Source organism: Microbacterium suaedae (assembly GCF_003254645.1).
Classification (GTDB): domain Bacteria; phylum Actinomycetota; class Actinomycetes; order Actinomycetales; family Microbacteriaceae; genus Microbacterium; species Microbacterium suaedae.
Genome location: NZ_PNFD01000007.1, coordinates 1 through 12,218 on the forward strand (window position 1 = coordinate 1; position 12,218 = coordinate 12,218).

A 12,218-nucleotide genomic window follows, 5' to 3' on the forward strand; every position below is an offset into this window, starting at 1 on the left:
GCCCTCCGGGGCAACTTCTCTATCTTATCCTCCAGACCCTCGCTGTCAAATCCGACACGCCGTAGCTGTGTCAAAACCCAACCGCTTGAGCCCTGAGGCACAAGAAACAACCTTACGAAACGAACCTGAATGAAACCTGAACGCCCTCAAACCGAGAAACATCCAAACCCACACACGAACGAAACAAAACCAGCCGTATCTCGTGGTGTCACCTGTCTGGGGTGGGGAACCTTCCGGCTCAACCTCACCGCTTGGCGGCGACAAGGGAATACATTACGCAGATCCCGACCACGCCACAAACGAAGCCACATCCGGGCGTGTCGAATGCCCGCACTTCATCAGCGCCGCGTGCGCATGCGCCAGAGCAGCCAGACGAAGTACGGCGTTCCGATGACCGCTGTGACGAGTCCTGCCGGCAGCTGGGCCGGCGCGATCACCGTGCGGCCGATGAGATCAGCCACCCCCACGAGTACGGCGCCGAGCACGGCAGCGAGCGGCAGGACCGTTGCATGCCGCTTTCCGATCATCAGCCGCGCCGCGTGCGGCGCCACGAGTCCGACGAACGAGATCACGCCGACGGATGCCGTGGCGACCGCCGTGAGCACGACAGCGATGGCGATGTGAAGCACCTGCGTGCGCCCGAGGTCGATCCCGAGCGTGCGGGGCGTGGTGTCGTCGAATTGCACGAGGTCGAGGTCGCGCGAGGTGCGCGAGAGCACGATGCCCGCCAGGGCGAGCGCCGCGACCATCGGCAACTGGTGCTCGAGGAACGCCCCGTATGTGGATCCGCCGAGCCAGGTGATCGCCATCGTCTGGTTGAACGGATCTGTGCGCACGATGAGCAGCGTCGTGAGCGCCCCCGCCCCAGCGCCCGTGCCGACGCCGACAAGCACCGTCCGCGCGGGACCGGCGCCGCGCCCCGATCCGAGTACGAAGACGATGAGCGCCCCCACCCCCGCGCCGGCGAGCGCGCCGAGGAGGGTCTGGACGAACCCCACCTCGGGCGCTGTCACGATCACTGCGACAGCGCCGAGGCCTGCCGCGCCGGAGATGCCGAGTACACCGGGATCCGCGAGCGGGTTCCGCGTGACCGTCTGCACGAGGCACCCCGCGACCGCGAGACACGCGCCCGCGAGAACGGCGGCGAAGACACGCGGGATCCGGGTCTCGAGCACGATCTGCACGTGAACGGATGCGACGCCCTTCAGCCAGTTTCCGACGTCGCCGAGAAGCAGGGGCGAGTCTCCGAGCAGCGCGCCCGCGACGGCAACGGCGGCGAGCATGACGCCGGACGCGGCGATGATGAGCCCCGGCGCCCGCCGTCCCAGGCGCGTACCCGCCCGCATCGCCGCGATCGCCTCCGAGGACACGCCCGTGCGGACGGTCTGCGCCAGGGCGATGAGGAAGATCGCGCCGATGAGCGCCGTCACGACGCCCGTCGGAATCGTGACCTGGGATCCGCCGGGGACGACGGCCCGCAGGACCACATCGGCGGTGAGCACGAGGGCGATTCCCGCGACCGCGCTCATCGCGACGAGGACGCGGTGTCGTCGCATCGGCCGCACCCAGCGCGCGAGCACGCGCATGAGGACGGGCGCGCACAGGCCGATGAAGCCGATCGGCCCCGTGAGCGCGACCGCTGTCGCGGCGAGCAGGACCGACAGCACGATGAAGGTCACCCGCGTCGCGCCGACGTTGACGCCGAGCGACCGGGCCGCGTCGTCGCCGAGCTGCAGCAGATCGAGTCGCCGTCCGAACACGATGATCGCGGCGATGCCCGCGATCACGATCGGCGCGAGCGACAGCACCGTCTGCGAGCCGTTCTGCGCAAGGGACCCCGCGCCCCACGCGAAGAGGTTCTGAGTGCGCCACGGGAAGACGAGAAGCAGGGCGGAAGTGATCGACGAGACCCCGAGCGTGATCGCCGATCCGGCGAGCACGAGGCGGATCGGCGAGGCGTCCCGACCCGACGAGAGGGCGATCACGACCGCCGCGCCGGCGAGCCCTCCGATGAACGCGACGCCCACGCCCGCGAAGGGGCTCAGCGTGGCGCCGAGCACGGCCGCGATCGTGACGGCGAGGTGGGCGCCCGCGTTGACCGCCGTCGTGTCAGGCGAGGCGAGCGGGTTGCGTGCGACGGCCTGCATCGTCGCCCCCGAGGCCCCGAGGGCGGATCCGACGACGAGCGCCGCGAGCAGCCGCGGCACGCGCGACTCGGCGATGACAGCGGCGCCCTGCGACGTCCCCTCCCCCGTCACGATCGCCCAGAGGCTCGCGAGGTCGAGATCCGCCGTGCCCTGCGTGAGGTGCCAGGCGACAGCGACGAGCAGCCACACCGCGAGGAGGACCGCTGCCCCGATCATCGTCGCGGCCGACCATCCGCGCGGCACGGCGGGAGCCTCGCCCGCCACCGCGACCGTCGGAAGGCCGCGACCGCGTCGCTGCACGCCGTGACTCGGCTCCGTGCGCGGCGGAGCCGTCGTCGTGTCGCCCGTCACCTGCTACTCCCCGAGAGCGCGGACGATGTCGTCGCTCCAGGCCATCATCGATGCCGGTCCGCCGTATGCCCAGATGCCGACCGCGGCAGGGTGCACACGTCCGTCCTCGACGAACGCGAGGCTCTCCCACACGGCGCTGCCTGCGAGCGATGTCTCGACGACGTCTTCGGTGTCGGCGTTGTCCCAGTAGAGGAACTCCGTGTCGTCCGGAAGGGCCGTGAGGCCCTCGAGATCGGTGTTCGACAGGCCATACCCCTCGTCGCCGTCGTCGCTCCATGCAGCGGTGAGCCCCAGCTCTGTGGCGACGGCCTGCGTCGCCGATCCCGGTCCGTGCATGCGAACCGTGACGTTCGCCCCGTCCGCATACGGCGACGCGAACACAAACGGCGTGCCGGCGAGGCCCGCCTCGTCGATCCGCGCGGCGTTCGCCTCGAACGTCTCGTCCATATCGGCGAGGATCTCCGCTCCGCGTTCCTCCGTGCCGAGGAGCGTCGCCATCGTCTCGAACTCCGAACGGACGGTGCCCAGCGGATCCGACGCGTCCGCTCCCGCGAAGAGCGCGACGGGCGCGATGCGCTCCATCTGCTCCATCGCCTCGTCGGGAATCGAGCGGAGGCTGCCGACGATCAGATCGGGCTCGAGCTCGGACACCGTCTCGATGCTCGGCTCGGAACGCACGCCGACATCGGTCGGCTCGTTCGGCAGCGGAGCCGACTCGCCGACCCAGCTCGTGTACCCGTCGACGTCGCTGAGCCCGACCAGCTCGCCACCCAGCGTGACGACGTCCTCCGCCTGGTGCCACTCGAGCGCGACGACCGTCTCGGCAGGGCCGTCGGGCAGGACGATCTCCTCGCCGCGCGCGTCGACGATCGTGATCGCCTCCCCCGCGGATCCGTCCTCTTCGCCGGCGTCGACGGGCGCCTCCGTCGCACCGCATCCCGTCAGAGCGAGAGCGGCGACCGCAACCAACCCGGTTCCCCAGACGGCAGTCCTCTTCATGCTTCCTCCTTGTGCGCGGCGGCACGGGCCGCCGCCGTCGAGCGCCGCAGTCGCATGCGCGGCGCGTGGATCCGTGGGGCGCGGCCGTCGGCGCCGTGCTCGACCTCGATGTCGATCTCGTACACATCGCTGAGGAGGGCGCTCGTGAGCACCTCCGAGGGATCCCCCGACGCGACGACGCGCCCCCGCGATAGCACGACGAGACGGTCAGAGATCGCCGCCGCCTGGTCGAGGTCGTGCAGCACGACGCCGACGGCGACGCCGTGATCGTCGGCGAGCGATCGCATGAGCTCGAGCGTCTCGACCTGATAGCGGAGGTCCAGGTGATTCGTCGGCTCGTCGAGCAGCAGGACGCCCGTGTCCTGCGCGAGCGCGCTTGCGAACCAGGCGCGCTGCAGCTGACCGCCCGAGAGCGAATCCACGAGTGCGCCGGCGAGCGGCGTCATTCCCGTCAGCTCGAGCGCGTAGTCGACGAAGCGCGCGCCGTCTTCGTCGCGCCCGCGCCACCCTCGACGGTGCGGGTGGCGCCCGAACTCGACGACATCGCGCACCGTGACGCCGGACGGCACGGGCCGGCTCTGGGCGAGCATCGCCACCATGCGCGCGAACTCGCGCGACGTGATGGCGAGCGCATCGCGCCCGCCATCCACGAGCATCTCGCCCTCGCGGATCCCCTGCAGACGAGACAGTCCGCGCAGGAGCGTCGACTTGCCGGATCCGTTCGGCCCCACGAGCCCGACGACGGCGCCCGGCTCCAGAGAGATCTCGGCATCGCGTACGACGTCGACGGGGCCGTACCCCATGCAGACGCGGTTCGCATGCAGGGCGACGTGCTCGGCGGTCATGCAGGTAAGCCTAACCTCACTGACCCGCCCGGGGGAAACGGAGGCGTCACATACTCGTCCCTCTTCCTCCGCAAGAGAGCGTCCGATGGGATGCTCGCACGCGGCTCCTCACGGGGCGCCGACGCGCGGCCCTCAGCCGGAGACGCGCGCCGGGCGGTTCAGCACCGCATTCACGATGCCGGCGGCGAGAACGAGCACCGCCGCGCACGCGGGGAGGAGCACCGCCCACGCGGTTCCCGCGCTCTCGGCGACCTCGCCCGCGAGAGCGGATCCCAACGACTGACCGACGATGAGGCTCGAACCGAGCATCGTCATGACGGTTGTGGAGCGCCCGGCCGGGCTGTGCGCGGCGCCGAAGCTGAACTGCGTCACGAGCGTCGGCCCGATGCCGATGCCGACGAGACCGAGCGCAAGCGCCATCGCGGGAATGTCGCCCGCCGTCGCGAGGAGCACGCTTCCGGCGACCATGATGGCCGCGAACACGACCCACCGCGCCCGCGGGGTGAAGCGCGCAGGCAGGACCGAGACACCGAGCGCGAGCGCAGCGGATCCGATGCCCATGATCCCGTACAGAACCCCTGCGCTCTCGCCGTCGCCGCGGTCGGTCATGAACGATGTGAGGGAGGTGAGGGTCGTGCCGAAGAACGTCCCGACGCCGAACATCCCGACGACGATGACGAGGATCCGCGCACCGAACAGATCGGCCACGGGAGACGCGGGGCGCCCACCGTCCCGGCCCTGGTCGCTCCGGCGCCCCGTCGGATGCAGCGCGAACGCGCTCACGAACGCGATCGTGAGGACCGCGGCCCCGACGAGCGGCGCCCACGGCGCGATGCCGGCTGCGAGGATCCCCACGAGGAAGGGGCCGAGGACGAAAACGGTCTCGTCGGCCGCCGACTCGTACGCCATGGTCGACGAGACCGTCCGCGCGCGCCGATCCGGCGCGAACTTCTCCGCGATGACGCCGACCAGGCGCGCGCGCGACATGGGCGCGACCTGCGGCGCGGTCGCGCCGATGCCGAACGCCGTCGCGAGCACGACGCCGACCGAGGCGTCGCTGTAGACGGTCGCCGCGAACAGGAGCATCAGCGCCGAGTTCGCGATCGCGAGGAGCACGAGCACGCGGCGCTGCCCGAAGCGGTCGGCCGCGGCGCCGAGAAGCGCCCCGAAGCACGCTGTGCCGATGCCGACAGCGGCCGAGCTGAGACCGCCCTCGGAGATCGATCCGCGTGCGGACGAGACGATCGTCAGAACGCCGACGACCATCATCGCGTAGGGCAGCCGCGCAATGAACGCGATGACAAAGTACGCCGAGCCGACGGTGCGAAGGAGCGAGACCTTCTGCTCCTCCCTCGCCCGAACAGCATGGGTCTGGGACATGGACACCTCCACGGTGAGCGGTGGGTGCCGCCGCTGTCCGCCGGAGGTGCCGGCGGCCGGTAGATGCACAGCCTTCACGGGCGCGAGGACACGCCCGGGGATCAGGGTACCGGGCGCGGCTGAACGCGTGGCGAAGAGACCCCGCGCTCAGCCGCGCGTCACGCTGAGCACGGCGACCGGCGCTCCTCGCAGCCCCTCCGGGACATCGACGATCGCGCCGCCGTCGGATCCGATCCGAGACTCGGGCGCGCTCCCGTCGCTCCACCGCGCGCCGCGCACGTCGAGCTCGCGCGGCAGCTCGATCTCGCCGACCGCCGGATCCAGCGCGAGCACGTGAACGGCATCAGCCGACGCCGTGTAGCGACGCGGGGCGCCCGTGCGCTCCTCCGCACGGATCCACGGACGCGTCCCATAGATCGCTTCGCCGTTCTGCGCGAGCCACGCGCCCATCTCGCGCATCGCCGCGAGCTGCAGCGGCGGGATCTCCCCGGCGGCCGTGGGGCCGACATTGATGAGGAGATTGCCGTTCTTCGAGACGACGTCGACGAGGTGCCGCAGGAGATCCGCGCCCGTCAGCGAGTGCCGTTCGTCCTCGTCGCGGTTGTATCCGAACGAGAAGCCGAGGCCGCGCGTCGACTCCCATACCTTCTCCTGCGGCTCGCGGACGTCGGTGTACTCGCGCGTGAGATAGCCGTGGAACGGGACGCCCCATCGGTCGTTGACGACACCGTGTGGGTGCCGCTCGAAGTATCGCCCGAGGAGCGCGGCGAGCGCGTACTCGTCGTTCCCCTTGCCCCCGTCCGGCCAGTCGATATCGTTCCAGAGGATGTCGGGGCCGAAGCGCTCGATGAGCTCCTCGAGCTGCGCCGCCGCGTATCGCGAGAATGCCGGATCGTTGCGGCGGTAGCGGAAGAGATCGGTGTCCGACTCGATCGGCGGAAAGTCACTCGCATGCCAGTCGAGGGCTCCGGAGAAGTACACGCCGAACCGGGCGCCCGCTCGGCGCGAGGCATCGTGGAGTTCGGCGATCAGATCCCGTTGTGGCCCGCGACGGGCCGCGTTGAAGGGCGTCGTCGGCGTGTCCCACAGGCAGAAGCCCTCGTGATGCTTCGTCGTCGGCACGACGTAGCGGGCCCCCGCCCCGACGAGCTCCGAGACGAAGGCATCGGCGTCGAAGGCCGACGCGTCCCAGAGATCCGCGAGGTCCTCGTAGCTCGTGCCGGAGCCGAACACCTCCTGATGACGCCGCCATGTCGGGCTTCCGGCAATGCGCACGGTGTTGCCGTACCACTCGGCGTACTGATGCCACGCATAGGCGTCTTCGGTGGGGATCGAACGCTGCCCCTGCTGCACGGCCCATGCCGGCACCGAGTACAGCCCCCAGTGCACGAAGAAGCCGAGCTTCGCGTCGCGGTACCACTCCGGCACCCCGGCGCGCGGATAGGCGGGGGCGTCGGCGCCGAAGTCCGGGCCGACGCGGTCTTCGAAGTTCATCATCCGCGATTCCTCTTCTCGTCGTGCCGCATTGTGTGCTGTCCGCGCCTCATCGTCCGCCCAGCCCCGCCATCGCGATGCCCTTCACCAGGTGCTTCTGCAGGGCGATCACGAGGATCGTCGTCGGGACCATCGAGATGATCGACGCCGCCATCTGCAGATCCCATCGCGTGCCGGTGAGACCGGAGAAGCTGGCGAGGCCGATCGGCAGCGTGCCGTGTGCGTTCAGGTCGACCGTGACGATCAGCGGCCAAAGATAGCTGTTCCAGAAGGTCAGGAAGGTGAAGACCGCCAGCACGGCGACGGCCGACGTGGACAGGGGAAGGATGATCTGCAGGAAGGATCGGACCGCGCCGGCGCCGTCGACGCGCGCGGCCTCCTCGAGTTCATAGGGGATCCCACGGAAGAACTGGCGCATGAGGAAGGTGCCGAACGCCGTGAACGCGAAGGGGAAGATCAGCGCAGGATAGGAGTCGACCCATCCGAACCACTGCATCACCTGGAACATCGGGATGACGAGCACCTCGGCGGGCACCATGAGCGTGGCGAGGAAGAGCACGAAGACCGCGTCACGCCCCTTCCATCGCAGGCGTCCGAAGGCGTATCCCGCCGTCGTCGAAACGACGAGCACGACGAGGGTGCCGGCGACGGAGGTGAAAACCGAGTTGCCGATGTAGGTCCAGAACGGACCGTATTCAAACACCTCGACGAAGTTCGCCCAGCGCAGCTCCGAGCCGAGCAGACGCGGCGGCATCGCGAAGATCTCGCCGTTCGGCTTGAGCGCGGAGAAGAACGCGTAGACGAGCGGCAGCATGAACAGGGCGGCCGCGATGTAGATCGTCACGTGCGCGAAGACAAGCCGCAGCCGGGAGCCGCGCGTCTCCGAGGATCCGCCCGTGCGCCGTTCCGGCTCCACGTGACCGTCTTCGGCCGTCACCACCGCACGGGTGGCCAGGACATCAGTGCTCATAGTGCACCCACTTCCTCTGCGCGCCGAACTGCACGGCGGTGATCGCGATGATGATCGCGAACAGGATCCACGCACCCGCCGCCGCGAGCCCGAGCTCCTGATACTTGAATCCCTGGTTGTAGATCCACATGACGAGCGGCGTCGTCGCATCGCCAGGACCGCCGCCCGTGAGCATCTGCGGTTGTACGAACACCTGAAGCGAGGTGATCATCGTCATGATCGTCGCGAAGAAGATCGCCGGCGAGATCATCGGCAGCACCACGCTCCAGGTCATGCGCATGCCCTGGGCACCGTCGATGCGTGCGGCTTCGACGACGCTCTCCGGCAGCTGCTCAAGCGCGGCGGAGAAGATGAGCATGTTGTATCCGAGCCCCTGCCACACGCTCATGACGACGACCATGATCATCGCCCAATTGCGGTCGGCGAGGAAGTTCGGCAGCTCGACACCGAACCAGGTCAGCGCGAGCCCGTTGAACAGACCCTGCGGCTGCAGAATCATCTTCCACACGAGGACGTTCGCGACCATCGGCGTGACGACGGGGATGAAGAACAGCACCCGCAGGGCACCCCTCCCCCGGATCCGCGGGCCGAGCCCGAGCGCCAACAGGAGCGAGAGCGCGATGCTGGCGGGGACGTAGAGCACGGTGAACACCACCGTGTTGCGCAGCGCCGGCAAGAAGGCAGGGTCCTCGAAAAGCCGCGCGTAGTTCGCGATGCCGATGAAGGTGCGGTCGCCGAACGTCGGCCAGTCGAAGAAGCTCATCACGACCGAGAGCAGGACCGGGACGATCGTGAACAGGGCGAGGCCCGCCAGGGCCGGGCTGACGAAGCCCAGCGCCTGGCGCGCCTCCATCTTCGCGAGCGTCCCTCGCGAGCGACGCGGTGCGGTCATGGTACTCATGACGAGGAGTCCTCCGACCGGGGCCGAGTCATTCGCCGAACTGCTGCTGGGCGCTGTCGAGAACGTCGCTCATCGACCCCTGCCCGTTGTAGATGCTCACGAGCTCGGGCTGCACGAACGTGCCGACCTTCGACCAGTTGTCGGATACGTGCTGTCCCTCGACGTTCGCGAACGCCGCCTCGAACACCTCGCGCACCTGCTCGCGGTACTCGTCGCCGATCGAGTCGAAGTACAGCGGCTGGCTCTCAGCGCGCGCCGGGTAGCTGCGGCCGGACGACGCAATGTAGTCCTGCGCGTCCGCGCTGAGCAGCGAACCGAGCACCTTCAGCGCCGCTTCCTTGTTCTCGCAGGTCTTCGCGATCCCGTACCCCGAGCCGAGGATGAGACTGAGGTCGCCGTTGTCGCCGACGGGCAGCGGTGCGAGACCCGCGTTGAAGCCGGCCTCATTCTCGAGGTAGCCGACCGCGTTCCACGTGCCGTCGACAGCCATCGCGGCGTTCTCGCTCGTGAACTGGTTCTCGCCCCACCCGGTGTCCGATGCCGAGGCGACAGGGGCGGCGACGCCCAGGTCTGTCACGAGCCCCGCGTACCATTCGGCGGCCTCGACGAAGCCGGGATCCGTCAGCTGCAGGACGCCGTCCGCGGACACCGGCTGCGTGCCGGCCATCGCGATCGGCAGTGCCTGCCACTGGAAGTCGCCCATCCCGATCCCGAAGCCGTCCTTCCCTCCCGTGGTCGCCCCCTGCGCGATGCTCTCGAAATCGTCGAACGTCCATCCGATGCTCGGCGACGGGACGCCGGCCGACTCCAGCTGGTCGGCATTGAAGTACGTGAGCATCGTGGAGACGTCGAAGGGGAGCCCGTACATGACGCCCTTGTGCGTGAGGATCTCCGTGGCTCCCTCAGCGAAGTCGTCCTTCGCCAGGCCGGCGGTCTCAAGATCGGCGTCCGTGAGCTCGACGAAGCCGTCGGTATAGCCGGCGAGCATGCCGCTGTTCATACCGGTCACGCACGCCATGTTCCCCGACGCCATATTCGTCGTGAGCTTCGTGAAGAAGTCGCCCCACGGAGCTGTGCGGAGCTCGACATCGAGATCCGGGTTCTGTTCGCGAACGACATCGAGCTGGGCGTTGAGGGCGGCGGTGTCGTCCTCGGACCCGGCCCACATGTCGACGACGATCGTGTCGCCGTCTCCTCCGGCGCCGTCGCTCGGTCCGGAGCAACCGGTGAGCGCCGTTGCGGCGCCTGCCGTCACGGCCACCACCGCGACGAGGTGAGTCTTCTTCATCGAATGCCTCCTCAGGCAGAGCGGCAACTTTTTACGTCTACGTAATAAGTTGTTGCGGGTTTCTATAGAAGTATTCCTATCAGAGATTCCCGGATCCACCAAGACATTGGTCGGATGTCTGAAGCGATGAATACGCGCGCGGCACCACCGGGGCGCGCGATGAACACTCAGAGATCGGACGCATGCGAGACGCGTCAACGAGGCACCGGCGACGCACGGCACCCGGAAACGAAGAAAACCCCTGGTAAACCAGGGGTTTTCTATGGCGGAGACGGGGGGATTTGAACCCCCGGTCGAGGTTTAGCCCGACCCTTCATTAGCAGTGAAGTCCGTTCGGCCGCTCCGGCACGTCTCCTTGCGCCCGCTCTCGCAGGCACGTTTGTCAATGTTACCTGCTCGTCCGCGTCACGTCGAAACGAGGCGTGTCAGAACAATCCCTCCTGAGTTCCACAGCTGACCTCGTCGTCTGCATTGGAACCGCTGAGATTGCCCGGGAGGGGGACCTGGGTCGGGTTCGGCGTCGGCGTGCCCGTTGGCTCGACAGTCGGGTCGGGAGTCGGCTCGGGCGTCGCGTCGGGCTCGGGCTCTTCTCCGACGACGATCGGCTGATTCGCTTCGAGGGCCGCCGAGATCTGCGCCCACGCCGACTCGTCCTGGATGACCTTGTTGGCATCCGCGGGGTAGTCCAGGGCGGGCATCTGGATGAAGGCGTAGTCGGATGTCGGGACGCCCGACACCGCGCGAGCGATCGAGACGAGCGCCATGGGATCACTCGTCAGGCCCGACGAGAGTGTCGCGTTCTCGACGACGGCGTTCGACAGTCGCAGCAAGGCCCCGACGTCGCCGAGCGTCTCGTTGCTCACGAGTTTGCGCACGAGCGCACCCATATAGACCTGCTGGTTCCCGATTCGCGCGAGATCGGATCCGTCGCCGATGCTCTCGCGCACGCGCAAGAACTGGAGAGCCTCCATACCCGCGAGCGTGTGCTCCCCCGCGTCGAGAACGAGTCCCGTATGTTCGCGGTCCTCGATATCGTTCGCCACGCACACGTCGACACCACCGATCGCGTTGGTGATGTCGATCACGCCGCCCCACGTCATGAGCGCCGCGTGTCGGATCTCGAGACCCGTGAGCTCCTCCGCCGTGTCAACGACGCACGGCAGCCCGCCTGTCCCGTACGCCTCGTTGAACGGTGCGACCGCGACGGGCCAGGTCTCGTTCCCATCGATGTCGGTGCACGCCGGGCGAGACGTCATCATGTCGCGCGGAATCTGGATGACCGTGACGCTTCGCGGCTCGGCCGAGATGTGCACGATCATGTTGACGTCGTTGAGCTGCTCCTCGTACGAATCCTTCTGCCTCTCGGCCATCTCCTCCGTACAGCGCCCGCCGAAGTCGTCGAGCCAGTCCTCTTCGCACTTGTCGATGCCGGTCACAAGGATGTTGACGGCCTCGTTCGGCAGCACATCGACCTCGGGCGGGTCGGTGTCCTGCCCCTCGAGGGTGACGGAGTTGCCGCGCAGCGTGCTCGTGAGGTCGGTGTACGCGTAGGCGCCGACGCCGACCACCGCGACGAGTGCCGCCGAGACGATGAAGGCGAGCGCCTTGACCCCCTGTGCGAGGAAGCCCGGCGACCGCAGCTTCGTGTGGCGCGCGATCGGACCACGCACGCCGTGCCTCGGAGTTCTGCTCACACGCACCCTTCCTGGCATACCGAACTATCCAGCGGAGGGTGTGGGATTCGAACCCACGAAGCATTGCTGCTTGCTGGTTTTCAAGACCAGATCCTTCGGCCGCTCGGACAACCCTCCGTGGCCGACAGCTGTCTGCCGACCGCGCCCGA

At 68.4% G+C, this 12,218-nt stretch carries 9 protein-coding genes and 2 tRNA genes; all 11 read right to left on the reverse strand.

The features are described from left to right. Positions 1-338: 338 nt before the first annotated feature. On the reverse strand, positions 339-2,498 hold the full coding sequence (locus C0012_RS14975) for an iron ABC transporter permease (RefSeq protein WP_232527965.1): 2,160 nt from the start codon (positions 2,496-2,498) through the stop codon (positions 339-341). A gap of 3 nt (positions 2,499-2,501) precedes the next feature. Continuing rightward, on the reverse strand, positions 2,502-3,497 hold the full coding sequence (locus C0012_RS14980) for an ABC transporter substrate-binding protein (protein ID WP_110590570.1): 996 nt from the start codon (positions 3,495-3,497) through the stop codon (positions 2,502-2,504). Further along, positions 3,494-4,342, reverse strand: coding sequence for an ABC transporter ATP-binding protein (locus C0012_RS14985; protein ID WP_110590569.1), 849 nt, complete (start codon positions 4,340-4,342; stop codon positions 3,494-3,496). Before C0012_RS14985 ends, C0012_RS14980 begins: the two co-directional genes overlap by 4 nt. A 132-nt stretch (positions 4,343-4,474) precedes the next feature. Then, complete coding sequence (locus C0012_RS14990) at positions 4,475-5,722, reverse strand: MFS transporter (RefSeq protein ID WP_110590568.1); 1,248 nt, start codon at positions 5,720-5,722, stop codon at positions 4,475-4,477. A 147-nt stretch (positions 5,723-5,869) separates the two neighbouring features. Then, positions 5,870-7,219, reverse strand: a complete 1,350-nt coding sequence (locus C0012_RS14995) for an alpha-L-fucosidase (protein ID WP_110590567.1) — start codon at positions 7,217-7,219, stop codon at positions 5,870-5,872. A gap of 46 nt (positions 7,220-7,265) precedes the next feature. Then, positions 7,266-8,186 (reverse strand): carbohydrate ABC transporter permease, encoded by a 921-nt coding sequence (locus tag C0012_RS15000; protein ID WP_110590566.1) that lies wholly within the window; start codon positions 8,184-8,186, stop codon positions 7,266-7,268. Further along, positions 8,176-9,087: a carbohydrate ABC transporter permease gene (locus C0012_RS15005; protein WP_232527966.1), complete on the reverse strand. Its 912-nt coding sequence runs from the start codon at positions 9,085-9,087 to the stop codon at positions 8,176-8,178. The genes C0012_RS15000 and C0012_RS15005 overlap by 11 nt, the downstream gene beginning before the upstream one ends. A 28-nt stretch (positions 9,088-9,115) precedes the next feature. After that, complete coding sequence (locus C0012_RS15010; RefSeq protein WP_232527967.1) at positions 9,116-10,375, reverse strand: ABC transporter substrate-binding protein; 1,260 nt, start codon at positions 10,373-10,375, stop codon at positions 9,116-9,118. Positions 10,376-10,638: 263 nt separating this feature from the next. Next, positions 10,639-10,730 (reverse strand) — tRNA-Ser (locus C0012_RS15015). A 70-nt stretch (positions 10,731-10,800) separates the two neighbouring features. Beyond that, positions 10,801-12,069: an LCP family protein gene (locus tag C0012_RS15020; protein WP_162621968.1), complete on the reverse strand. Its 1,269-nt coding sequence runs from the start codon at positions 12,067-12,069 to the stop codon at positions 10,801-10,803. Positions 12,070-12,101: 32 nt separating this feature from the next. Continuing rightward, a tRNA-Ser gene (locus tag C0012_RS15025) sits at positions 12,102-12,186 on the reverse strand. Positions 12,187-12,218 lie beyond the last annotated feature (32 nt).